Source organism: Pseudomonas brassicacearum, assembly GCF_009601685.2.
Classification (GTDB): Bacteria; Pseudomonadota; Gammaproteobacteria; order Pseudomonadales; family Pseudomonadaceae; genus Aquipseudomonas; species Aquipseudomonas kilonensis_B.
In genome coordinates this window covers 4,432,562-4,451,807 of sequence record NZ_CP045701.2, presented here as the reverse complement: position 1 = coordinate 4,451,807, position 19,246 = coordinate 4,432,562, and the positions used below count along the sequence as shown (strand labels likewise).

General features: G+C 58.4%; 28 protein-coding genes, 4 tRNA genes and 1 pseudogene. 16 read left to right on the top strand and 17 right to left on the bottom strand.

Annotated elements, in window-relative coordinates:
• Positions 1 to 20: 20 nt before the first annotated feature.
• From GFU70_RS18950 to GFU70_RS18940, 3 genes are all read left to right on the top strand, one after another.
• Positions 21 to 96 (top strand) — tRNA-Val (locus tag GFU70_RS18950).
• A 58-nt stretch (positions 97 to 154) separates the two neighbouring features.
• A tRNA-Asp gene (locus tag GFU70_RS18945) sits at positions 155 to 231 on the top strand.
• A gap of 89 nt (positions 232 to 320) precedes the next feature.
• A tRNA-Asp gene (locus tag GFU70_RS18940) sits at positions 321 to 397 on the top strand.
• Between the two features lie 190 nt (positions 398 to 587).
• On the opposite strand, the gene GFU70_RS18935 is transcribed toward GFU70_RS18940, so the two are convergent.
• Entirely contained in the window at positions 588 to 1,871 is a 1,284-nt protein-coding gene (locus GFU70_RS18935; protein WP_153388631.1) for an NAD(P)/FAD-dependent oxidoreductase, read from the bottom strand.
• Positions 1,872 to 2,054: 183 nt separating this feature from the next.
• On the opposite strand from GFU70_RS18935, the gene GFU70_RS18930 reads away from it, so the two are divergent.
• A tRNA-Val gene (locus GFU70_RS18930) sits at positions 2,055 to 2,131 on the top strand.
• 109 nt (positions 2,132 to 2,240) lie between these two features.
• Here the strand turns inward: GFU70_RS18930 and GFU70_RS18925 are convergent.
• Genes GFU70_RS18925 through GFU70_RS18900 form a run of 6 tightly spaced genes read right to left on the bottom strand, consistent with a single transcriptional unit; the run spans position 2,241 to position 5,173 of the window.
• Positions 2,241 to 3,377 carry a tyrosine-type recombinase/integrase gene (locus GFU70_RS18925; RefSeq protein ID WP_153388630.1) on the bottom strand — a complete coding sequence of 379 codons (1,137 nt, stop codon included), beginning with the start codon at positions 3,375 to 3,377 and terminating at the stop codon, positions 2,241 to 2,243.
• The gene (locus GFU70_RS18920; protein ID WP_055135598.1) at positions 3,377 to 3,610 is read right to left on the bottom strand and encodes a hypothetical protein; all 234 of its coding nucleotides are present in this window, start codon (positions 3,608 to 3,610) and stop codon (positions 3,377 to 3,379) included. The genes GFU70_RS18925 and GFU70_RS18920 overlap by 1 nt, the downstream gene beginning before the upstream one ends.
• 36 nt (positions 3,611 to 3,646) lie before the next feature.
• Positions 3,647 to 3,853, bottom strand: coding sequence for a hypothetical protein (locus GFU70_RS18915; protein WP_153388629.1), 207 nt, complete (start codon positions 3,851 to 3,853; stop codon positions 3,647 to 3,649).
• 35 nt (positions 3,854 to 3,888) lie between these two features.
• Positions 3,889 to 4,383 carry a hypothetical protein gene (locus GFU70_RS18910; protein WP_226920945.1) on the bottom strand — a complete coding sequence of 165 codons (495 nt, stop codon included), beginning with the start codon at positions 4,381 to 4,383 and terminating at the stop codon, positions 3,889 to 3,891.
• 48 nt (positions 4,384 to 4,431) lie between these two features.
• Positions 4,432 to 4,854, bottom strand: a complete 423-nt coding sequence (locus GFU70_RS18905; protein ID WP_153388628.1) for a hypothetical protein — start codon at positions 4,852 to 4,854, stop codon at positions 4,432 to 4,434.
• A 49-nt stretch (positions 4,855 to 4,903) separates the two neighbouring features.
• Positions 4,904 to 5,173, bottom strand: a complete 270-nt coding sequence (locus GFU70_RS18900; protein ID WP_153389184.1) for a hypothetical protein — start codon at positions 5,171 to 5,173, stop codon at positions 4,904 to 4,906.
• Between the two features lie 504 nt (positions 5,174 to 5,677).
• Here GFU70_RS18900 and GFU70_RS18895 point away from each other — a divergent pair.
• Positions 5,678 to 5,980: a hypothetical protein gene (locus tag GFU70_RS18895; protein WP_153388627.1), complete on the top strand. Its 303-nt coding sequence runs from the start codon at positions 5,678 to 5,680 to the stop codon at positions 5,978 to 5,980.
• Positions 5,977 to 6,360, top strand: coding sequence for a hypothetical protein (locus GFU70_RS18890; RefSeq protein WP_153388626.1), 384 nt, complete (start codon positions 5,977 to 5,979; stop codon positions 6,358 to 6,360). The genes GFU70_RS18895 and GFU70_RS18890 overlap by 4 nt, the downstream gene beginning before the upstream one ends.
• A 54-nt stretch (positions 6,361 to 6,414) precedes the next feature.
• Here the strand turns inward: GFU70_RS18890 and GFU70_RS18885 are convergent, their stop codons facing one another.
• Genes GFU70_RS18885 through GFU70_RS18875 form a run of 3 tightly spaced genes read right to left on the bottom strand, consistent with a single transcriptional unit; the run spans position 6,415 to position 9,216 of the window.
• The gene (locus GFU70_RS18885; protein WP_153388625.1) at positions 6,415 to 6,729 is read right to left on the bottom strand and encodes a DUF4406 domain-containing protein; all 315 of its coding nucleotides are present in this window, start codon (positions 6,727 to 6,729) and stop codon (positions 6,415 to 6,417) included.
• Complete coding sequence (locus GFU70_RS18880; RefSeq protein ID WP_153388624.1) at positions 6,726 to 7,367, bottom strand: hypothetical protein; 642 nt, start codon at positions 7,365 to 7,367, stop codon at positions 6,726 to 6,728. The genes GFU70_RS18885 and GFU70_RS18880 overlap by 4 nt, the downstream gene beginning before the upstream one ends.
• A 43-nt stretch (positions 7,368 to 7,410) precedes the next feature.
• Positions 7,411 to 9,216, bottom strand: coding sequence for a DNA cytosine methyltransferase (locus GFU70_RS18875; protein WP_153388623.1), 1,806 nt, complete (start codon positions 9,214 to 9,216; stop codon positions 7,411 to 7,413).
• 77 nt (positions 9,217 to 9,293) lie between these two features.
• Between GFU70_RS18875 and GFU70_RS18870 the strand changes: the two genes are divergently transcribed.
• On the top strand, positions 9,294 to 9,482 hold the full coding sequence (locus tag GFU70_RS18870) for a hypothetical protein (protein ID WP_153388622.1): 189 nt from the start codon (positions 9,294 to 9,296) through the stop codon (positions 9,480 to 9,482).
• 96 nt (positions 9,483 to 9,578) lie between these two features.
• Complete coding sequence (locus GFU70_RS18865; RefSeq protein WP_153388621.1) at positions 9,579 to 9,782, top strand: hypothetical protein; 204 nt, start codon at positions 9,579 to 9,581, stop codon at positions 9,780 to 9,782.
• A gap of 321 nt (positions 9,783 to 10,103) precedes the next feature.
• Here the strand turns inward: GFU70_RS18865 and GFU70_RS18860 are convergent, their stop codons facing one another.
• From GFU70_RS18860 to GFU70_RS18835, 6 genes and pseudogenes are all read right to left on the bottom strand, one after another.
• The gene (locus tag GFU70_RS18860) at positions 10,104 to 10,484 is read right to left on the bottom strand and encodes a hypothetical protein (RefSeq protein ID WP_153388620.1); all 381 of its coding nucleotides are present in this window, start codon (positions 10,482 to 10,484) and stop codon (positions 10,104 to 10,106) included.
• A gap of 81 nt (positions 10,485 to 10,565) precedes the next feature.
• Positions 10,566 to 10,880, bottom strand: a complete 315-nt coding sequence (locus GFU70_RS18855; RefSeq protein ID WP_153388619.1) for a hypothetical protein — start codon at positions 10,878 to 10,880, stop codon at positions 10,566 to 10,568.
• A complete protein-coding gene (locus GFU70_RS18850; RefSeq protein ID WP_153388618.1) occupies positions 10,877 to 11,161 on the bottom strand; it encodes a hypothetical protein in 285 nt (94 codons plus the stop codon). The genes GFU70_RS18855 and GFU70_RS18850 overlap by 4 nt, the downstream gene beginning before the upstream one ends.
• Before the next feature lie 871 nt (positions 11,162 to 12,032).
• Complete coding sequence (locus GFU70_RS18845) at positions 12,033 to 12,470, bottom strand: tellurite resistance TerB family protein (RefSeq protein ID WP_153388617.1); 438 nt, start codon at positions 12,468 to 12,470, stop codon at positions 12,033 to 12,035.
• Between the two features lie 148 nt (positions 12,471 to 12,618).
• A pseudogene (locus GFU70_RS18840) lies at positions 12,619 to 12,852 on the bottom strand (response regulator transcription factor); the annotation flags it as partial.
• 374 nt (positions 12,853 to 13,226) lie between these two features.
• Positions 13,227 to 13,967, bottom strand: a complete 741-nt coding sequence (locus GFU70_RS18835) for a helix-turn-helix transcriptional regulator (protein WP_226920942.1) — start codon at positions 13,965 to 13,967, stop codon at positions 13,227 to 13,229.
• Between the two features lie 103 nt (positions 13,968 to 14,070).
• Here GFU70_RS18835 and GFU70_RS18830 point away from each other — a divergent pair, with 103 nt between their 5' ends.
• Positions 14,071 to 14,301: a transcriptional regulator gene (locus GFU70_RS18830; protein WP_153388615.1), complete on the top strand. Its 231-nt coding sequence runs from the start codon at positions 14,071 to 14,073 to the stop codon at positions 14,299 to 14,301.
• Positions 14,302 to 14,496: 195 nt separating this feature from the next.
• On the opposite strand, the gene GFU70_RS18825 is transcribed toward GFU70_RS18830, so the two are convergent.
• On the bottom strand, positions 14,497 to 14,727 hold the full coding sequence (locus GFU70_RS18825) for a hypothetical protein (protein ID WP_153388614.1): 231 nt from the start codon (positions 14,725 to 14,727) through the stop codon (positions 14,497 to 14,499).
• 278 nt (positions 14,728 to 15,005) lie between these two features.
• On the opposite strand from GFU70_RS18825, the gene GFU70_RS18820 reads away from it, so the two are divergent.
• The 7 genes from GFU70_RS18820 to GFU70_RS18790 are packed head-to-tail and all read left to right on the top strand — an operon-like array spanning position 15,006 to position 19,243.
• Positions 15,006 to 15,926, top strand: coding sequence for a DnaT-like ssDNA-binding domain-containing protein (locus tag GFU70_RS18820; protein WP_153388613.1), 921 nt, complete (start codon positions 15,006 to 15,008; stop codon positions 15,924 to 15,926).
• Positions 15,916 to 16,710 carry an ATP-binding protein gene (locus tag GFU70_RS18815; protein WP_153388612.1) on the top strand — a complete coding sequence of 265 codons (795 nt, stop codon included), beginning with the start codon at positions 15,916 to 15,918 and terminating at the stop codon, positions 16,708 to 16,710. The genes GFU70_RS18820 and GFU70_RS18815 overlap by 11 nt, the downstream gene beginning before the upstream one ends.
• Positions 16,710 to 16,937, top strand: coding sequence for a DUF3310 domain-containing protein (locus GFU70_RS18810; protein ID WP_153388611.1), 228 nt, complete (start codon positions 16,710 to 16,712; stop codon positions 16,935 to 16,937). Before GFU70_RS18815 ends, GFU70_RS18810 begins: the two co-directional genes overlap by 1 nt.
• Entirely contained in the window at positions 16,928 to 17,230 is a 303-nt protein-coding gene (locus tag GFU70_RS18805) for a nuclease domain-containing protein (RefSeq protein ID WP_153388610.1), read from the top strand. Before GFU70_RS18810 ends, GFU70_RS18805 begins: the two co-directional genes overlap by 10 nt.
• Positions 17,227 to 17,643 (top strand): VRR-NUC domain-containing protein, encoded by a 417-nt coding sequence (locus tag GFU70_RS18800; RefSeq protein WP_153388609.1) that lies wholly within the window; start codon positions 17,227 to 17,229, stop codon positions 17,641 to 17,643. The genes GFU70_RS18805 and GFU70_RS18800 overlap by 4 nt, the downstream gene beginning before the upstream one ends.
• Positions 17,640 to 18,938, top strand: coding sequence for a tyrosine-type recombinase/integrase (locus tag GFU70_RS18795; protein ID WP_153388608.1), 1,299 nt, complete (start codon positions 17,640 to 17,642; stop codon positions 18,936 to 18,938). The genes GFU70_RS18800 and GFU70_RS18795 overlap by 4 nt, the downstream gene beginning before the upstream one ends.
• Positions 18,935 to 19,243, top strand: coding sequence for a hypothetical protein (locus GFU70_RS18790; RefSeq protein ID WP_226920938.1), 309 nt, complete (start codon positions 18,935 to 18,937; stop codon positions 19,241 to 19,243). The genes GFU70_RS18795 and GFU70_RS18790 overlap by 4 nt, the downstream gene beginning before the upstream one ends.
• Positions 19,244 to 19,246 lie beyond the last annotated feature (3 nt).

Below are 19,246 nucleotides of genomic sequence, written 5' to 3'. Positions count from 1 at the left end.
CGCGGCCTCAACGAAGCAAAGGGTGATTAGCTCAGCTGGGAGAGCGTCTGCCTTACAAGCAGAATGTCGGCGGTTCGATCCCGTCATCACCCACCATGTTTTACGAGAGTTTTGCGAAAGCAAGACGGAAGCTGTCAAAAGCCTCCACCGACGCGCAGCGGTAGTTCAGTCGGTTAGAATACCGGCCTGTCACGCCGGGGGTCGCGGGTTCGAGTCCCGTCCGCTGCGCCATATTTTCCGAAGCAGGTTCGCCTGGTTCGAGATCCAGACCCAAGGGTTTGGATCAGACGAGTTAACTGGACGCAAGTCCATAGCGATACGCAGCGGTAGTTCAGTCGGTTAGAATACCGGCCTGTCACGCCGGGGGTCGCGGGTTCGAGTCCCGTCCGCTGCGCCATATCTGCTTCGAGGCCCACTGAACGCCTTGAAGCTAAGAAGAAAGCTGAAAAGCTACTTCTAGTCGATAGCAAAGACCCTGGTCGAAAGACCGGGGTTTTTTGTTTTTCGGATTTGAAAGATTGGAACAAGCCCGTGGCGAGGGAGCTTGCTCCCGCTGGGCTGCGAAGCAGCCCTTGTTGTTGGCGGCTTCAGAACCCCAATTTATCCCGCAACCCGTAATACCAAGCCCCCATCGCCGCAAATGGCGTACGCAACAACTGACCGCCAGGAAAAGGGTAATGGGGCAGGTCCGCAAACGCATCAAAACGCTCAGCCTGACCTCGCAGCGCTTCGGCCAGGACTTTGCCCGCCAGGTGCGTATACGTCACGCCATGGCCGCTGCAGCCCTGGGAATAATAAATGTTATCCCCCAGCCGCCCGACCTGCGGCAGACGCGACAACGTCAGCAGGAAATTTCCGGTCCAGGCGTAATCGATCTTCACATCCTTGAGCTGCGGGAAAGCCTTGAGCATCTTCGGCCGAATGATCGCCTCAATGTTCGCCGGATCCCTCGCGCCATACACCACGCCGCCCCCGAAGATCAGGCGCTTGTCGCCCGTCAGCCGGTAGTAATCGAGCAGGTAGTTGCAGTCTTCGACGCAATAATCCTGAGGTAGCAGGCTATGAGCCAACTCGTCCCCCAGCGGCTCGGTGGCGATCACCTGCGTACCGCAAGGCATGGACTTGGCCGCCAACTCCGGCACCAGATTGCCCAGGTAAGCATTGCCCGCCACGATAATGAACTTGGCCCTGACCTTGCCCTGTGGCGTATGCACAACCGGGCTGGCACCCCGCTCGATGCGCACCGCTGGCGATTGCTCATAAATCACCCCGCCCAGCGACTCCACCGCCGCCGCTTCGCCCAAGGCCAGGTTGAGCGGGTGAATATGCCCGCCGCTCATATCGAGCATGCCGCCCACATACTCATCGCAAGCCACCACCTCGCGAATACGCCGCTGATCCAGTAACTCCAGCTGGGTATGCCCGAAACGCTCCCATAAACGCTTCTGCGACTCCAGGTGGCCCATCTGTTTAGCGGTGAGGGCGGCGAATACACCGCCGTCCTTCAAATCACACTGAATCTGATACTTCGCCACCCGCTCACGAATGATCCGCCCGCCCTCGAACGCCATGTTGCCCAGCAACTGCGCCTGCTGAGGACCAACGCTGCGCTCGATCACATCAATGTCGCGGCTATAGCTGTTAACGATCTGCCCGCCGTTGCGACCCGAAGCCCCAAAACCGACCTTCGCCGCCTCAAGCACGATGACCTTGAAGCCGTTCTCCAGCAAAAACAGCGCAGAGGACAGGCCGGTGTAACCCGCGCCGATCACGCACACATCCGTCTCGACGTCATCCTGCAGGGCAGGGCGCGGAGGAACCGGGTTGGCCGACGCGGCGTAATAGGACGCTGGATAGGATGTGTTCGCCATTCTGCAACCTCTGTTTTATATTTTTTACGAATGCAGCGATCCTACCCGAGATAAAAATCGGCCGCCAGCCACCGCGAAATCTTCGTTGCCTTGGCGAAATTAAATATTTTGCATATTCATAGGGTTAGGTGAAAAAAAGGTGTTGACACCCCTCCGGAATTCCGTAGAATGCCGCCTCACAGCAGGCACGTAGCTCAGTTGGTTAGAGCACCACCTTGACATGGTGGGGGTCGTTGGTTCGAGTCCAATCGCGCCTACCAAACAAAATCCGCTCTGCTGGGCGGTCTAGAAGGGCTCACCGAAAGGTGGGCCCTTTTTTGTTGGGTGCGATTTGCAAAACTTTTGCAAAACTTTTGCAAAACCCCCACCTCACAATGCCAATTCTGCTCCCACCTCGACGTACTCAATTGTCTTGTTGCCGTGCCCCTCCTGGTAGTGCCTGGTCATCTTCTCATCCGCATGACCCAGCAGCGCCTGGATATATTCCTGTGGGAAATTCTGCTGCTCGTACAACCATGCACCCAAAGCGCGGATCTCATGAAAAGTGGGGCGCTCGCCGGCCGGCACATGGTCGTAGGCGTGTGCCGCGTCTCGGGCCTTGCTGAACTCCTTGGTCAGGTAGTCAGGCGTTACTGAGGTCCAATGGTCCTTCGCGTCGATCTGCTCGCGCCGGCGCGCCTTCGGCTTGTAGTGGATCAGGTAGGGCGAAGCCAGAGGCGAGCGCAGGCACTCGCCAACTACCTCCCGGAGCGCGGCGCCCATCTTGATTTTCAGGTGGACGGGGTTGTCATAACCCTGGGTCTTGCCGGGCGATACCGTCAGAGTGTTTTTCTCCATGTCGGCAGCTGATTTCAGCCACGTCACGATATCTTCGCGCCGCTGTAGACTGGTCAGCGCCAGGCGAATTGCTCGCTTTAGCCAGGGTGGCGTAGTCGCCGCGTCGATGACCGACTTCAACCCCTCCAGCGTGTGCCGCTGCCGCTTCTTCTCCGCCTCCTTCTTCACCAGAGTCAGCTCGGCGTTATTTCGCTCGGCCAGGCCCTTGGCCACGGCAAATGCGAATATCTGCACCCACAACCCCCGGTGCTTGGTGTAGGCGTTGTTGCTGAACTGGTCCAGATACTCGGCCATAGCCAGCACGTCCATCTGCCCGATAAGCCTATCTCCAAGGTCCTGCCGGTAGCGCTCGATCTTGAATTTGATCTCTTCCAGGGTGCGAGCGGCGTAGCCCTTATCCACCAGCCATTCATCGTGGAAGCGCTGCAGCAGGTTGCTGACAGTCGGCAGGCGATCACCCGTAAGCAGGGTGAGCAGCGCGCCATCGTCCACAACGAGCGCCGCCAGTTTCAAATTTGCCGCCCGGGCTAGTTTTATTGCCTCCTCTATGGGGCGGTTGATGCTCGTCATCAGGCCGGTGATTGGGTTGCGGTACCGCCAATACTTCCCGTTGGGGTAGAGATTCGGCGGTAACTTCCTGTTTTTCAGTGTGCGCGGCCGGGCAGCCATCAACCGATCTCCATCATTTGGGCCAGCAGCGGGTCAGTAGAGCCCATCACTGCAGCCTGGACGTCCACAAAATACATCCCGCCTTTCACCTCTCCTGCCACCTCGCCTTCCTCAATCCATTTCTTCAGCTGCTGCACGCTCGGCTTTCCCCCGACGTAGCGCAGCTTCCTGTATTCGCTCACCTCCATAAGCCGGGGGAGCTTTATCGTCATTTGTGCAATGACCTTTGCCATGGTGATGCTCCGTGCCGCGCCTGGCGGCAGAAAGGGTTACGCGGGGCGCGTCTTCTGGATGATGTAAATGAGGATGCAGCCGGTCGCGGAGAGCCAGACCAGCGAGCCGAAGCCGGCGATGATCATGGCAATATCAGAGCCGCGCTCGACCATTTCCGGTACCGCATAGAAAAACCAGAGCAGGGTGATCAGCAGGTACAGCAGGGCGCCGATCAGGACTTCGAACAGTTTTTTTGCAGGCATATGGGTTCCTTGCCGCGCGTGGCGGCAGAAGGTGGTTATCGATTGGCTTTGGCGATGGCTGCGTCGATCTTTTGCACGGTGACGTGCTGTGCCACCTTTTCATCGGTGTCGAACCAGTCGGGCGCCCCAGTCTTGAGCGCCACGGCGATCACTTGCCGAGACTCACGGAGCGTCGCGACCATTTCTTCGTGCAGCGCTCGTTCTTCCCGGCCGATACCCCAAAAGCGCTGGCCCCAGTGTCCGGCCGGCGGAGGGTTCGTGTTCTGCGCGCCCATGGCCAGGGCGCCGACAACGCAGTCCAGCAGGTCGCGCTTGTAGGCGTTGTCGCCGTCGATACTCAGGCCCTGGCGGCGCAGCGCGTCGAGGGCGTTGTTCAGGTTCGCCTCGGGCGACGGCAGGAGCAGGTCGAAGTCCGCCTTGCCGGGGCGGCACACCACCAGGAACATTTGGCAGTCGAGCGGCAGGTGCTGGGCGATATCGGAGATCGCATCGATCGCCACTTCGCGCAGTAAAGATTTTTGATCAGGCATACGAATTCCTCGCCCGTCGTTCACCGGCAGGCTGTAGGTGGGTTGGGGTTAGGAGGCGGGTGCGTCAGGCTTGCGTCTGGATGGGCGCCAAGCTTCGATGTCGGCACCAAAATCAGCGTGGGTGAAGTCGGTACCGCCGAATCGCCAAGCGAAGGCGTACTCCTTGCCCATCCTTTCCAGGCCGCAGAGGATGCTGCCGCAAGAGAGCCGGACATCGATCACGTCATAGCCTGGGTCTTCGTCGGGTTCCGGGTCGCGCCATCCGCCCGCGACTGCATCAACTGCCGCAACCACATCGGCGATTTCGAACTCCCGACCATTCGGCCCGACAATGCAGCGGATCTGGCGGATTGCTGTTTCCCAGCGGTCCTTTCTGACCACCGCACCGTCTTCCCTGAATTCGTAGTCCTCGGGCTGGGCATCCCTAAATTCAGGCTTTCTGAAGTCGCGTTCAGTTACCGGTCTGTTCATGGCCTCGGCCCCGAATAGATGAGCCAGGCCATATAGAGCAGGGGGAGGATCATGGCGTCACCTCGCGGCGTGCCCACCAGCAGACCGGGCCGTCGTCTGTGTCGTGGATTGCCAGACAGAACCAGTCTTCGCCTTCGGGTCGGTCAGGCTCCCAGTAGCTGCAGTCAGGGTCATGGGATTCGAAGTATCGGTTCGCGATTGCTTCGTCAGCGTATTCCAGGCTGACCATGGCGACCTGCAGGCCCTGCTCAGCGATCCAGGTCTTGCACTTGTCGCCTTCACCTTCTTCGAAATCTGGCATGTCAGGATGTTGGAACATTCCGTTCTCATCCCTTCGAACCGGCCAGTGGTTTATCAGGCCGACCCGGTCCAGGCGCTCAATCTCTGCCAGCAGCAGGGCGGCAGCTTTGACCATGTCGCGTCGCCGATCCTCGCTTGGCTTGAATGTGCCAGCGCCCCAGGGCCATGCCGAACTCATGCTGCCCGGTTTGCCTGCGAGGCATGCGTAGGCTGCTCCCGCTTCGGCGAGCTCACCCTTCACGTAGAGGTCGTCGCGATGGAGCGAATAACCCTCGGCCGATACTTGGCGTTGACGTTCAGCGACAACATCTCGGGCCGCGCGATTTAGGCGTATTGCATTTTCTTCAGGCATGACTTCGTCCTTGCCGCTATAGCGGCTGACTTTGAAGGGGTAGAAAGAGACAGTGAGGGGGGGTAAATAAATCTCAAATTAACTGGAGTTTTACGCTTGATCTACTAAAACAAATGTAGTTGTTCATGATGTGAAAATTAATCGGATTTGCTCGTGTGGGAGTGAATAGAGATGTCTAAAACATCATTTTTATATCTAATGGTTCTTATCTCCTTTGATGCGGTCAGTTGGGAGCTACCTAATTTTCCAAATTTTACCGATGTTGCGAGCCCCCCGGCTGCGCATTCAGATCCAGCAGCAGAAGCTGTTGCTGGATATCATGAAAGCGAGGCTGTCGGTGGAGAGTATCCGGGTCTTGACTCTTCCATTAAGTTAAAGTGGGAAAACAAGCAATTGTTGAATTTGGTTCGGCAGCAAGAAACTATGATAGAGCTTTTGAAGTCGAGAATAAAAGTGCTGGAGAGTGAGAGATGAGCGAGAAATCGTTTGATGTTATGTTTAAAGAGCTTGATGGTAAAATAACGGAATCTAAAAAAAATATTTCCGAAACTGTCAGTATTGCTAAAGTTCCAGCTGGGAATGAGGTTTGGTGGTCCGCTAAGAATGCAATGACTATAAGTGTTGTGGTGTTGTTGTTTGGGTTTGTAATTTGTTTTCTGGCTTCGAGGCTTTTGGGGAAGGGGTATTCGGCCGATAGCATTCTCAAGGTTTTTGGTACGGTACTCGTTATAGTCAGCGCGGTGTTCTTGGTTGTTGCTGGATATAGTGATAAGCAAATATCACCGGTAATTGGTTTGCTGGGAACTATTGTTGGTTATTTGCTTGGGCGAAATACTAACGACCCTAAAGTTTAAACTATACCAGTTTTGCAGCGCCGATTTAGAATTGCGGTTCATGAGTTTCATAGCTCATCCTGCAATCTCCATCGATACCAGATCATGGGCATTCACAACTTTCATGCCGAGCGCCTTGCCGATGTGCACTTCAAGGCTGGCGCCGCGGGAATCCTGCCAGCCGGGCAGGGTGGCCACGGTGTCGCAATCCATCAGCGCTTTGATGTCGCGGCGCATGCACTCGCTCCAGGTGCCCGGGTCAGGGTTGAGTTCGGCGGGGTTGATGACGACGTGCCCGGCGTTGCGCAGGGCGGACGTCACCGTGTGGAACAGCGGGAAGTTCAGGTCCAGCATGTTGGTCATGGGGCCGCTGAGGTAGATGCGCTTCATGCGGCCTCCTGCTGCCGTTCCTGGCGCAGCGCTTGTTGCACCGCTTCGACAACCCGGCGCAGGTAATTGAATTTGTGGTTTTCCTCGACGGCATTGCCGTCCAGCGGGTAATGCCATTCTTCGCCGAAGAGGTCGGTTAGCAGTTCGCTTTGATGCCAGCATTCGCTGGAGCTCTCGATGTTGCGCAGAACATCGATGTCACACCAAAGCGAGCGAGCATCCTCCTTGCTCAGTTCGCCCAGCTCCCAGTCGTGGCGGCCGGTCTGCTGTCGGCGCCGCTGGACAATGCACTTCTTAGCGAAGGCGTGGAGCGCATCGCCGCTGAAAGCGGTTGGGCTGATACCGCGATCCAGGCAGTTCAGGATGTAATGCCAGTCGCAGTCGGCGACGAACTCGGCGACAGTGCGCGGCCCCATGCCGCCCCAATATGCGTTCCAGCTACTATCCCAGCAGTTAATGGTGATCTTGCCCTGGGCAGTCTGGTAATTCGGGTTCGATTCGATCGGGCAGTCGCGCCGCCCGAAGTCCTCGAGGAACACGGTGATCGGGTCCAGTCGCGGCGCACCGGTGATGACCAGCTTTGTTACCGTCGACCGTTCAACCTTCAGCGGTACGGCCTGTTTGTTTTCTGCGGGCATGGCTATGTCCTTGCCGGGGCATGCCCGGGCGGTGGAGGGTGGGTTATGCGGCGAGGCGCTGATAAAGCTCGATGATGTCTGCGGCGTTGGCGGCGACCAGTGCCTCGGCCTCGTCTGGACAGACGCTGTTGCCGATGAGTCGCACCTGGTCGACCTTCTTGATGTCGCGCCATTCCTCGGCACCAGTGACCGGGTCAACGAACAGCCCGCGATCGATGATGTAGTCCTTGTCGAAGCCTTGAGCGGCTTTTAGCTCAGGTGGTTGCAGCATGCGAAGCGTGATGTCGATCAGCACGTATCCGCCCACCATCACCATTTCCGCCGGGTCTTTGAAGTGCTCAGGCAGGTATTCGTGCATGAACACTGCGCAACGGCGGGCGCCTTCCATCTGTTCAGGTGTCAGCGTGTCCGGCACCTGAACAGTTTCAACCACCGCAACCCTGTCTTTCGTCGGCAGCGTGTGCATCGGCTCGGTGAGCGGAATGCCGTCTCTCTCTTTTCCGTAGTACTTCACCAGGTAGGCGCTCACGAGCCGCTGGTTGGCGCCGGACTGGCAGATGGTCGAAATCGGATCGTAGGCCGAGCGGCCGTCGCCTTTGTAGAAGCCGCCATTCGCCTGTTCGAAGAATGCTGTAACGATGCCGTGACGCTGGGCGCCTGCGAGAACTGTCTGCGTAGGCTCATCGGGCGAGCTGCCCGCTGCGTTCTGCCCGAAGGCTGTCATGTGTGCTGCTGCCATCGCGAAGTGTCCGCCTTTGACTTGGGCGACCTGCGTGCGCAGCGGCTCCTGCACGTCGAAGTTGCGCTGTGCTGATCCGTTGGCGCACTCGGTAAGGAAGGGCGCTGCAACCGGCTGCACCAGAGCGTGATGGGTGCCGCCCGCACTGATCGTGGAAAGCGCTTCGTCGGTTCCGTGTGTGCTGGTGTGCGCCGATGACGTTCCGCGCATCGGCACGATGAAAGGCTTCGCACTGGTCAGCACATGCCGCCAGCAGCCCTTGGCCACTCGGCGCATGGTGTTCTCGGCCATCGGTTTGTCTCGGAAGATCGTGCGCCCGAGGTTGCTCCAGTCGATGCATTCAGCGGCGGAGCGCCATGGCAATTGTTTCGCCGCGGGCCGCTTGTGACGCTTAGGCGACGGCCAAACGATCGGCTTGCCGTCGCTTCGGGCCACTAGATAAAGGCGCTTGCGGATGGTTGGAGTGCCGGCGTTCGCCGCGATCCGCTCCCGCCACTCGGCGTTGTAGCCCAGCCCGCGCACCAGGGCTTCCATCGGCACGAACTCTCCGATCGCCTGCATGATTTCCGGCATGTCAGGATGATCAGCAGGCAGGCCGGTGCTGATAGCAGCAATGAACGCCTTAAAGGTGCGGCCGCGCTCAGACTTGATCGGCTGTCCGTCATCGTCGATTGGGCCCCAGTCGCAGAACTCTTCAACGTTTTCTAGGAAGAGAAGACGGGATTTCGTGACGAACAACCAGCGAATCACTACCCAAGCCAACCCACGCACACCGCGATCGCGAGGCGCGCCGCCCTTGGCCTTGCTGTGGTGGCGGCAGTCTGGCGATGCCCAGATGATCGCGACCGGCTGCCCGCCAGTGGCTTCCCGAGGATCAACCTCGTACACGTCGGCCACGTAGTGCGCTGTCTTCGGGTGGTTGGCGCGGTGAACCGCCAGGGCGATTTGATTGTGGTTTACCGCAACGTCTGGCTCACGGTATGCCCGGGCAATTCCGGTGCTGGCGCCACCGCCGCCGGCGAACAGGTCAACCACCAGTTCCTTTTCGAACGGCAGTCCCATGCTCGGCTGGCCATGGATGAACTGAGGCAATTTCTGTTGTGCGGACATAGGGGATCCTCGCCGGTTGGCGTGATTCGTAGTTGATGGCTATGACTTGTTAGAGCTCACACTGACCGGAGGCCGACATGAGACTGCAAAGCGACGTAGATGCACTCGCGGCAATAGAGGAAGACGCGAGGGCGATGCTGAAATGGGTAGGGCTACCTGACGACGCTCAGAAATTGGCGATGGTCGTGTTCCTTCGCCAGGTCATTGATCTGGCGACCTACACCGAGTCGGCGGGGCTGCTTTCTGAGGCGCTGGAGTTCAACTGATTCACACGCAGCTCGCCGGTGGCGCGGTTGGCGTGATTCGAGTTTGTGGGCTATTGGTTGATGGCCCGGCATGAGGCCGGATCAAGGAGAAATGGGATGGCTACAGATCGTGAGATCGCACTGGAGCAGGCTGCCGTCGCAATAGTGGCGGAAGCCAAGGCGCAGGGGGTTGACCTGCTTCGGTTGTCTGAGAGTGCGAAGATCGGCATCTATGGGAACAAGCCATACTGCTGGATTAGCCCGGACCACAAGCATGCAGCAGCAGAGGCTGTTGACTATCTAATTGGTCGCGCCGATTAGGGTTTCCGCCATAGCTAGTCAGGCGCCGACCGCTGCGACCCATGATGGCAATTTGGTGCTAGATGGGGTATTACGGGAGACCGGCATGGAGCCGGATAAAAGGAGTGGAAATGAGCTTTGATAAATTAGCTGTTGGCGATCTGGTAAGGATTTTGTCCGCAGGAGCTAACCTTGAGTTGAAGGCCGCCGGCAGACCCGTTGGCGACCTTGTACGGTTGGCCTCAGCTGCTAACAGCGGAGAGGGAGGCTTGACCCTAACCGATGCTGGCGGGTTACCTGTTGGTGATTACGTTCGCATCGGAAGCGCCGGAGGTGGAAAAGTCACTTTGACGTGGTGAATTCCAGCGGGGCGATCACTTCGTCTTCAGGTTCTCCGGGGTCTTTAGCTAAAGCGCGAAGGCTCTGATCTCGGAACGCTTGCGACACCTTTTCGCTTGCCACGTAAGGTGTCGCGACACACTTAAGCATCTTGGCCTGGCCCTCGAAGTCGGCCGCGATGAGGTTCATCAGCAGCCGTTGGTGAACGTCCTGCTGGTTATCGATGCCATGGGCCTTCATGACCTGCTTCAGGTCCGGCTTGAACACGCCGGCCACTTCAACCGTGAACTTCTCGATGCCCAGGGCGGCATCCTTCGCCGCTGCCTTCTCGCGCTTTCGGCGCTGCTTTAGCGCTTCCGCCGTCGGCTGCTGTTCCTCGGCCATGGCCGTCTCCTTCGATTCCGCTGGCTGGCAGCTCCAGCCATGTTTGCCTTCGACGCTGGCGCGCCTGGTTGTTGATTCGCCTCATGAGGGCTCGGCGAATGTGAAGCCATTTTCTCGGGCGATGAGCTGGACGCGTTTGATGTGCATCTTCAATGCGACAGCCGCGGCGCTGGCGGTCTGGCCGGCCTCGGCCTGGGCTCGTACCGCTGGCGCCAACTTGTCACGGTCGGCCCGGAGCTTTGCGTGGTGGGCAGTGGTGCCGAAGAATGGCGCCTCTGCGCTCACGCCGCTTTCGATCTGCTGGATGGTCTTCCCGCTACCGAAAAACTGCTCCAGCTTCTGGTTCAGGTCCTGGATGATTGCGTCCCGCGGGTTGGGCATTGGCTCGCCGATCATTGTCGGTCACCCGAGAGCGTGACCTTGATGCCGTCGGCCCGCGATTCCAGCAGCTGTGCGAAGTTGACCGCTTCCTTGTAGGTGAAGCGGAAGCCCCGCACCTTGTCGGTTGCCAGTTCGACGATGTGGTACGCGCTTTCGCCCTTGGTGACGACCTGGTAGCGAATCTTCTGCACGGGTGGCTCCTTGCCGATCAGGGCGTAGAACTCGGCGGTGGCGATGGTAGAGCGAGCGTGCAGGGCCGCGACCCCGTCGACTCGCTGTTGAATGGATGGATGCATGGCGATTCCTCGTTGGGGTTGCGTTTATTCGTCAGCACTCTGCTCACCTGCCGTTTGCCATGGGGCGCAGGGGAGAGTGCTGGCGGATAAAGGCAGGCGTAAAAAAGCCCGATCGAGACCGGGCTTTCGTTGGCGTCACACAGACCTCCCTATGTGAGCGCTGGGTGCCTTCATTGGAAGGGCTTGGGTCTGGGCTATTTCATGGGCGCGATCCTCTGTTGTTCGCTCACTGGACAGGCAGTGGCCACCTGTATATCCGCATCGGAGTGTGATCGGAGCACGCTCCGATCACACTCCGATGCGGGCCTGGTGCTGGGGAGTACCAGGTGCTCGGGCAGCCAGCGACAGGCTGCCGTGGGGTGTAGCTATTCGTGAGGTAGGGAAGCTGATAGGGTTTAGGTTCAATAATCAGGGAGCGGATTGAAAAATGGCTGTGACGACGAAATGCCCAAAATGTGATTCGAGCTCTTTTGAGCTATCGACCCAAACTAAAGTGAAGGGTAGCGGTCACGTTATTTACTTCGTTCAATGCGCATCTTGCGGCTGCGCGATTTCCGCAATGAACGCTCAGGAAGTGCATCTTGTTGAGCAGATTGCTAAGAAAGTTGGGGCTCGATAAATTGCATTTTCCGTCTTCTGCCCACTCATTGAATGGGCAGAAGTGATGCCTATTGCACGGCGCGAAGCTCGCTACGAAGCACCCAATTGCCAGAGACCTTAGCCATGCAGCCCACAAAGGCTGCATATTTGGTTTCCCAGTCGGTTTGGTAGCCGTAGTAGGAGCAGGCGCCGCGATTGACGAGGCTGTTGATCAGCAGGCTCAGGGCGAAGACCACACAGGAAAGGATCAGAAGCCGCCGCAACCGCCTGCTCACGCCTCGATACCGAAGTCTTTGAGGCGCAGGCCCAGCTCCACACCGATCTCGGCGAGAACCTTCATTTCCTCGGGGCTGATGTTCCCGTCGCCCTCGGCCACGGTCAGCATGTTGACGAAAACCTCCTCGGCGTCAGCGGGGTTGTTCTTGATGTCGCGGATCTCGCGCAGGATGTTCATGCGGCCCAGGCGAAAGCCCGCCTGCAGCTGTTCCGTGAACAGGTTTACGGTACTGGTGATTTCCGACCCGAAGTGTTCCAAGGCCTTGTTGGCACGGATCTGGATATCAATCTGTGCTGCCTCGTTCTTGCTGATCTCGCCATCGGCCGCAGCCACCAGCAGGCAGCCACCGACGATGGCCTGCATCAGGTCGCGATTTTCCAGCTTCTTGACTGCGCGCTTGGCGCCGAACAGTTTCTTTCCAATACCAAACATGGGTTATTCCTCTGGGGTTGGGTTACATCCCGCTGCACCCTGTCGCCAAGGTGCAGAAGTGATGCCTTGCCTTCCTTTAAGCGATAAAAACACCATCGTTCGATTCCCCAACTGGACCTTGAGGTTTCGGGCTGTCAGCCTGTCCAACGATGATTTCTCGCCGCATCGCTTCGGCAATCGCCGCCGATTGGCGATGCACTCCGAGCTTGAACATGGCGTTTGAGATGCGCTTGACCACCGTTCCCGGTTCAACATCGTGGGTGCGTGCGATCTGTTTGGCTGTGAAGCCCTGCGCGACCAAAAGCAAAAACTGAAGTTCTCTGCGAGCAAGCCCACGGCCGAGATGGCCGATCCACGTGCCGCTCTTGATGATTGATTCCATGCTGCGTGCCTCTCGGTTGATTTCCCAATGCACCCGTCACCAGGTGCATCAGTGAAAAACTCCGCTGTCCCTTCGGCGCTACTGGCGCGGTACGGGCTCATTCGAATTGTTCTTCCAGCCGCGGGCCTTTCGGCTTGTTCTCCCGCTGGATAACTGGTCTTGGCGCTTTACGCTGCGCGCCCGGGTCAGTTGCCAACCCTCTGAACCGTTGAGGCCGGTTCATCGCTGCCTTCAATCAGGCCGGTTGTTATCCGGCAATGACTGAAGATTACCTATGGGTAACATTGGCGGTCAATACCTATAGGTAATTATTTTTGTTTGGACGAAAAAAAGCCCGCTGACTAAGCGGGCTGTCTGGTAAGGCGAGCGTGTCTCTATAGAAGAACTGAGTACCAGAAGACCTTGCCAATCACGATGATGTCTTTCTGCAGCATGTCTTCGGCGCTGTATTCCTCATCTGGATGCTCGTCGCGGTTGTAGCTGCGCATCCTGATACCGCCACCTGGTGCGCGATATAGGGTTTTTACCCGGAGCTGGCCTCCGTGGTTAAGGGCATACATTTTTCCATCAGTTATCGCGGTCGAACCCTGATCTACGCCAACGGTGCTCCCGTGGGGCAGGACTGGTTCCATGCTGTTCCCGCTCACCGTTACACAAACAGCTTCGCTCGGTTGCACGTTTTGGCGTCGAAGCGTCTGTTTACCAAAGCGCAGCTTCTGCTTATGTGATGGCTCTACGACCGTCTTTCCACTTCCCGCTGACAGTTCTACTTCCTTGAGGAATGGCACATATACCTCATCATCATCCAGCGGCGTGTCATCGTCCCAAACCGAAAATTGGCCTAGGTACTCGGCGTTACTCTCGACGTTCACCAGCTCTGGGTGCATGCCTTTACGGTCGAGCTGATAACGCTCCAGGCCGAGTTTCATCTCGATGTCCCGAGCGAAGTCCTCCCCGATGTTTTTACTACCAGCAGATGATGGTGCAGTCGAGAGACAGCGCGATATGTAATTGGCGCTCTTTCCTAAAGCATCGGCCAGCCTGGCCTGCTTTCCATCAAAGCGCTGCTTCATGAGTGCCCGCAAATTTTCGCGGCGAATATCTGAAATTTCCATCCGCGAATCATCCGTTACCGTTACCAATAGGTAAATTCCCCGTAGGTATTGCTTTGAAATTACCTGCGGGTAATAATCCGAGGTATCTAAAGGGAGGCCCGACATGCGGACCAAAAATCCTCAACTGCTTGAGTGGCTGAAAACTGCCAGTGATGAAGCCGTCCTCAGCACCGGAACGAGCCGAGCATATCTGCGGCTGATTGCGTATGGCCACAAGACTGCTTCCGCCGAAATCGCCGCTCGGACTGAGTCGGCGACTGGTGGGTGTGTCACGCGGAAAGAGCTTCGTCCAGATGACTGGAAACAAATATGGCCAGAGCTTTCGGTCGCCTGAGCGCCCGGCGATTCCGTTGGGCTAATTATCCGCCGTTCGGTAACGGATAGGGAGAGCAGCAGATGGGCTGTTGATCCATCCAGTAGCGGATTCAAAACACGAAGGGGAAGGGCATGAATAACACGAAGAACGAGACAAGCTATCCGGTTGATGGCGGGGCGGCCGAAAAGCTCGACTACCTCGCCAGCAAGATTTCTACCGCTTCACTTTGCCAATGCCAACCAACAGGTTTTCGATCGCAGCTTGATGGACTCCTGGCCCGCCTACCCACTTGGGTTCGCTTGGCATCGTTTCCATCACTGCTGCCGCGTCGCGCTTCAACTCCTCGATGTCCAGATGTGGATTCATTGCAATCGCCTTCCCAACAAGTTGCATCGCAACACAAACACCAAGTTCGAAAGGGGTGATTACTTTTTCATCGCTCATGTCCGGCCTCCAATGGCCTTTTCGTGTGGAAGCAAAAAGCTACCACGGATGCGCCGGACACCTATAGCGCCTGAATCGCAGGCATAAAAAAACCGCCTGGCAGGGCGGTTCTTCCAACAACTTGTAAAACACAGTGGGGCCATTATGAACATCAACACCGCTCCAAGCAATACTCTCCACGTTGCGACACTTTTCCGGATCGGACAAAGCGTGTCGCGACACTTCAATCATGCGCATGTGGCTTTTCCACTCCCTGCGATTCTACGGGAGGTGGCGTAATGGCCCGCGCTCGCAATGTGAAACCCGGGCTGTTCAGCAATGAACTACTCGTGGAGCTTCCAGCGTTCGACCGACTGATGTTCATCGGTCTTTGGTGCCTTGCTGATCGCGAGGGACGCCTTGAGGACCGAGTGAAGCGCATCAAGATCGAGCTTCTCCCATGCGATGACTATGACGTGGATGCCGGCCTAAACCGTTTGGCGGCTGCCGGCTTCATTTCACGATACCAAGTAGCAGGTCAGTCGGTGATCGAGATCGTCAACTTCCAGAAGCACCAGAGTCCTCACGGTTCGGAAAAAGACAGCACGTTGCCAGACGTTAACGGCTATCTAACTGTTAACGAACGGAAAAAGAACGTCGTAGTCGCAGGCGCCCAACGCAAAGTCCATGTCTCTGAACACGGTTTTAACGTTAAACCACCGTTAGAGCCTGTTAACCAACCAACCGATAACGCCCTGATTCCTGATTGTGGATTCCTGATTCCTGATTCACTGAATCAAGATCAACACCACTCTCTCTCAGCGGGCGAGGGCAATTCGGATTCAGCCGAGCAGGGTCTGGAAAACGTCCCAAGCCCATCGGTGGATCCTGTCGACCCCAAGGCACCTGTGGAGATGACGCTGGACTGGGTGCCTGACGCCAATCTCCTGAAAACCTACTGCGTGCACTTCGGCGTATCGCCGGACCTCTTCACCCGAGAAGCCATGGCTTCGTTCACAGCTCATCACGAGTCCATTGGCGGCCTGAACACCCAAGCCAAATGGGTATCGCTGTTGGTCGGTTGGGTGAAGTCGGACAGGGCCAAGGCCAACAACGTTCGTCAGCTGAAGCCCGTTCAGCCTTCGCGCCACAACGGATTCGCCCAACGTAACTACACCGCTGGCCTGACCAAGCGAGAGGACGGCACCTATGGCATCTGAAAACGTGATCACCATGCCGAGCGCACTGCCGGCGCCGCACAAGTCGACCGGTATTTGCGACGAGCACGGTCAGTACCCGCAGACCGTCAACGTCATCTTCGGCCGTGAATTCAAGACCGTCTGCCCGCAGTGCCAGGTCATTGCGAAGGCAGAAGAGCAGGAGCGCATCAGGGCTCAGGCTCGGCAGGAGTTGGCGCTGAAGCTTGGGTCCGCGCTGATCCCCAAGCGGTTCGCCGGGAAAACGCTGTCTGGGTACCTCGCCGTCTCACCCGATCAGAAGGAGGCGCTGAGGATCTGCACCAAGTACGCAGACAAATTTTCCGAAATAGCCCCTACCGGGCGGTGCTTGTTGCTGCTGGGGAAGCCCGGCACCGGTAAGACGCACCTGGGCGTGGCCATCGCCGCCGAAATCATGAAGAAAACAGACGCGACAGCCGTGTACCGAACGCTCGGCACTGTGTTGCAGGAGATCCGATCAACCTACGCGAAAGGGAGCGAGCGCACCGAAAGCCAGATCCTCTCTGGGCTAATCGGACCGTCGCTGCTGATCCTCGACGAAATTGGCGTGAGCAAGGAGACCCCTAGCGATTTCGAGCTCACCACATTGTTCTCGATCATCAACGGCCGTTACGAGCAGATGCGCCCTACGGTGGTCATTTCAAACCTCGACGCCGGCATGCTCCCAGGCGCTATGGGTGAGCGTTGCTTTGATCGTCTGCGGGAAGGCGGCGCGATCGCCGTCCCATTTGAATGGGAATCTCAGCGCGGTAAGGAGGGTTTTTGATGAGCGCACTCACGAAACAGGTTTCAGGCGGACACTACAAGTCGCTCAAGATCCAGCCGATCGAATACATCCACGCCAATGGCATCCCGTTCGCTGAGGGCAGCGTGATCAAGTACGTCACTCGCTGGCGGGACAAGGGCGGTCTAGCCGACTTGGAGAAGGCCAAGCACTTCCTTGAGCTGCTCATTGAGCTTGAGCAAAAGGCGAGTGGGCCGGCATGCGAGTGACCTCGAAGAAACTCCGGGCTTCGGCCAACGGCCAGGACTGCGCCGTGCGTATGCCTGGCATCTGCAACCACAACCCAGAGACCACCGTCCTGGCGCATTTGCCGTGCGGGCAAAAAGGCATGGGCATGAAGGGCTTCGACACGGTCGCGGTGTACGCCTGCAGTGCTTGCCACGATGTCATCGACGGCCGGGCCGCCGGCGACGTTGAGTGGGCGGACATGCCGCGGGCCATTGCCGAAACCCACGAAGCGCTTTTCCGGGCCGGGATACTGACCGTGAAGGGTGCCGCATGAAGGCGTTTGGATTGAAGCCGAAGCGCGCCAAATCCATCGACCGGGAAGGCCTGGAGCAGGCTGCGTTGCTGAAGGAGGTCACCCTGCGTTACCCGGCGGCCGCGAAACTGATCTACCACGTCCCGAACGGCGGGCACCGGCACAAGCTGGTGGCGATCAAGCTGAAAGAGCAGGGCGTCAAGGCAGGCGTTCCTGACCTGGTGCTGCCTATGGCCCGGGGCGGGTATTTCGGGTTGTACATCGAGTTCAAGGCCATGCCGCCGTTCGATGCTGCCGTCTCGGCCAGCCAGGACGCGTACATCCAAGCGCTTACCGAGCAAGGCTATCTCGCGATCGTCTGCCGTGGGCATATCGATGCGCTCGAAGCGATCCGGGCCTATTTACTTCAACCACCGACGGGGGTTGCGGCATGAGCAAGACCCGCGTAGTGAAGTTCAGCGATGCCGAGATCCGGCGCCAGGCCGCTGACCCAGCCGTGCATGACCTGCGCGACCCACGTCACCCTGGCCTGTATCTGCGCTTCGGCCAGGACCGGCAGCGGGGTTCCTGGTACCTGGTCAAAGGCAAGGCATGGAAACAGATCGCACGCTTCCCCGATCTGGGCGCGGCGGCGGTACTGGCCGAGCTGCCCGCGCTGCGCCTGCGCCTGCTGCACGATCCATCGGCGACCGCTGCCCTGGGCGGACTGTCCACGGTTGGCCAGTTGCTGGACTGGTACGGTGACCGGATGGGGCGCGACCGCTCGCTTTCGGCCAAGCGCAAGACCGGCGCCAAGTCGGCCATTGCCTGCCACTTGCGCCCGCGCCTGGCCAGCCTGCCCATCCGTGAGGTCTCGGCGCCTGTACTGGACAAGCTGCTGATGTGGCCCGCTCAGGAGGTGCTGTCGCTGTCCTACGTTCGGCAGCTCTTCGGCCTGTTGGTGGTCGCGTTCCGCCAGGCGCACAAACTGGGGCTGATCGACACCAACCCGGTGGCCGGGCTGAAGTTTGTGGACTTCACCAAGGCCAAGATCATGCCCAAGGCCGCCCGGCTGCGTGGTGTGCACCTGGTGGAGCTGGTCCCTGCCCTGGCCGAGCGGTTCGAGGAGCAACCTGCCGAGGCGATGCTCGCGCTGATGATGCTCTGCCATGGCACCCGGGTTGGTGAGACTCGCATGGCGCGCTGGCCTGACATCTCCCTGGCCGATGGCGAGTGGTTCCTCCCGGCTGAGCACACGAAGACCCGCACCGAGCATCGTCTGCCACTGACGGCCCAGGCCAAGGCCCTGTTGACCCGGTACCGCGCCACCCAAATCGCCACGGGCTATGACGGCATCTACCTGTTCCCGTCGCGCCGTGGCCGGTCGCTGAGTGAAGGCCAGGCCAGCGCAGTATTCACGCGCCTTGGCCAGGGTGAGTGGACCAGCCATGACCTTCGTAAAGTGGCGCGCACCGCCTGGACGGACCTCGGGATCGACGGCCACATCGGCGAGATGCTGCTCAACCACTCGCTGGGCAAGATCGCCTCGACCTACATCAACACCCAGGCCCGGGAGCAGCGGTTGAAGGCGCTGGAGAAGTGGCACGCTTGGTTAGATGAGCGTGGCTTTCAGGCGATTCACAACCTGACAGGTGCCCAATTTGAAGATTCGCATAACCCCGCGCAGACCAGTAACGGCGCGGGCTGCACGGCTGTTCCTAACATTGTTAATGGCGAGGTTTCAAAATGATCAAAAAGCAGCATGGCCCCGCCTTTGTGCGTTGTCTGATCCCGCTGACCGAGTGTCCTTCCTGCCATGGCGCCGGCCTGATCCGGGGCGTCTTCCATCAACTCGAATGCATCGGCTGTCACTCGTCCGGGTTCGTCCACGCCGAGACGCTGGAGCCCCTTCTGATGCAGGACCTGGTTATCCAGCTGGGCCTGTTGGTTCGCCGTAGCCGCAACCAGTCGAGCGGCGGCATTGGCGGGGCCCAGGGCCAATACAGCGAGAACAACCGCCGCGGTGCCGGCGGCACCAACTACACAGGGGATTGAGCC

Excerpts from the sequence above, each read along its gene's own strand:
- GFU70_RS18935 (WP_153388631.1), bottom strand. The coding sequence starts at position 1,871 with ATGGCGAACACATCCTATCCAGCGTCCTATTACGCCGCGTCGGCCAAC.
- GFU70_RS18925 (WP_153388630.1), bottom strand. The coding sequence starts at position 3,377 with ATGGCTGCCCGGCCGCGCACACTGAAAAACAGGAAGTTACCGCCGAAT.
- GFU70_RS18920 (WP_055135598.1), bottom strand. The coding sequence starts at position 3,610 with ATGGCAAAGGTCATTGCACAAATGACGATAAAGCTCCCCCGGCTTATG.
- GFU70_RS18915 (WP_153388629.1), bottom strand. The coding sequence starts at position 3,853 with ATGCCTGCAAAAAAACTGTTCGAAGTCCTGATCGGCGCCCTGCTGTAC.
- GFU70_RS18910 (WP_226920945.1), bottom strand. The coding sequence starts at position 4,383 with ATGCCTGATCAAAAATCTTTACTGCGCGAAGTGGCGATCGATGCGATC.
- GFU70_RS18905 (WP_153388628.1), bottom strand. The coding sequence starts at position 4,854 with ATGAACAGACCGGTAACTGAACGCGACTTCAGAAAGCCTGAATTTAGG.
- GFU70_RS18900 (WP_153389184.1), bottom strand. The coding sequence starts at position 5,173 with ATGTTCCAACATCCTGACATGCCAGATTTCGAAGAAGGTGAAGGCGAC.
- GFU70_RS18895 (WP_153388627.1), top strand. The coding sequence starts at position 5,678 with ATGTCTAAAACATCATTTTTATATCTAATGGTTCTTATCTCCTTTGAT.
- GFU70_RS18890 (WP_153388626.1), top strand. The coding sequence starts at position 5,977 with ATGAGCGAGAAATCGTTTGATGTTATGTTTAAAGAGCTTGATGGTAAA.
- GFU70_RS18885 (WP_153388625.1), bottom strand. The coding sequence starts at position 6,729 with ATGAAGCGCATCTACCTCAGCGGCCCCATGACCAACATGCTGGACCTG.
- GFU70_RS18880 (WP_153388624.1), bottom strand. The coding sequence starts at position 7,367 with ATGCCCGCAGAAAACAAACAGGCCGTACCGCTGAAGGTTGAACGGTCG.
- GFU70_RS18875 (WP_153388623.1), bottom strand. The coding sequence starts at position 9,216 with ATGTCCGCACAACAGAAATTGCCTCAGTTCATCCATGGCCAGCCGAGC.
- GFU70_RS18870 (WP_153388622.1), top strand. The coding sequence starts at position 9,294 with ATGAGACTGCAAAGCGACGTAGATGCACTCGCGGCAATAGAGGAAGAC.
- GFU70_RS18865 (WP_153388621.1), top strand. The coding sequence starts at position 9,579 with ATGGCTACAGATCGTGAGATCGCACTGGAGCAGGCTGCCGTCGCAATA.
- GFU70_RS18860 (WP_153388620.1), bottom strand. The coding sequence starts at position 10,484 with ATGGCCGAGGAACAGCAGCCGACGGCGGAAGCGCTAAAGCAGCGCCGA.
- GFU70_RS18855 (WP_153388619.1), bottom strand. The coding sequence starts at position 10,880 with ATGATCGGCGAGCCAATGCCCAACCCGCGGGACGCAATCATCCAGGAC.
- GFU70_RS18850 (WP_153388618.1), bottom strand. The coding sequence starts at position 11,161 with ATGCATCCATCCATTCAACAGCGAGTCGACGGGGTCGCGGCCCTGCAC.
- GFU70_RS18845 (WP_153388617.1), bottom strand. The coding sequence starts at position 12,470 with ATGTTTGGTATTGGAAAGAAACTGTTCGGCGCCAAGCGCGCAGTCAAG.
- GFU70_RS18835 (WP_226920942.1), bottom strand. The coding sequence starts at position 13,967 with ATGGAAATTTCAGATATTCGCCGCGAAAATTTGCGGGCACTCATGAAG.
- GFU70_RS18830 (WP_153388615.1), top strand. The coding sequence starts at position 14,071 with ATGCGGACCAAAAATCCTCAACTGCTTGAGTGGCTGAAAACTGCCAGT.
- GFU70_RS18825 (WP_153388614.1), bottom strand. The coding sequence starts at position 14,727 with ATGAGCGATGAAAAAGTAATCACCCCTTTCGAACTTGGTGTTTGTGTT.
- GFU70_RS18820 (WP_153388613.1), top strand. The coding sequence starts at position 15,006 with ATGGCCCGCGCTCGCAATGTGAAACCCGGGCTGTTCAGCAATGAACTA.
- GFU70_RS18815 (WP_153388612.1), top strand. The coding sequence starts at position 15,916 with ATGGCATCTGAAAACGTGATCACCATGCCGAGCGCACTGCCGGCGCCG.
- GFU70_RS18810 (WP_153388611.1), top strand. The coding sequence starts at position 16,710 with ATGAGCGCACTCACGAAACAGGTTTCAGGCGGACACTACAAGTCGCTC.
- GFU70_RS18805 (WP_153388610.1), top strand. The coding sequence starts at position 16,928 with ATGCGAGTGACCTCGAAGAAACTCCGGGCTTCGGCCAACGGCCAGGAC.
- GFU70_RS18800 (WP_153388609.1), top strand. The coding sequence starts at position 17,227 with ATGAAGGCGTTTGGATTGAAGCCGAAGCGCGCCAAATCCATCGACCGG.
- GFU70_RS18795 (WP_153388608.1), top strand. The coding sequence starts at position 17,640 with ATGAGCAAGACCCGCGTAGTGAAGTTCAGCGATGCCGAGATCCGGCGC.
- GFU70_RS18790 (WP_226920938.1), top strand. The coding sequence starts at position 18,935 with ATGATCAAAAAGCAGCATGGCCCCGCCTTTGTGCGTTGTCTGATCCCG.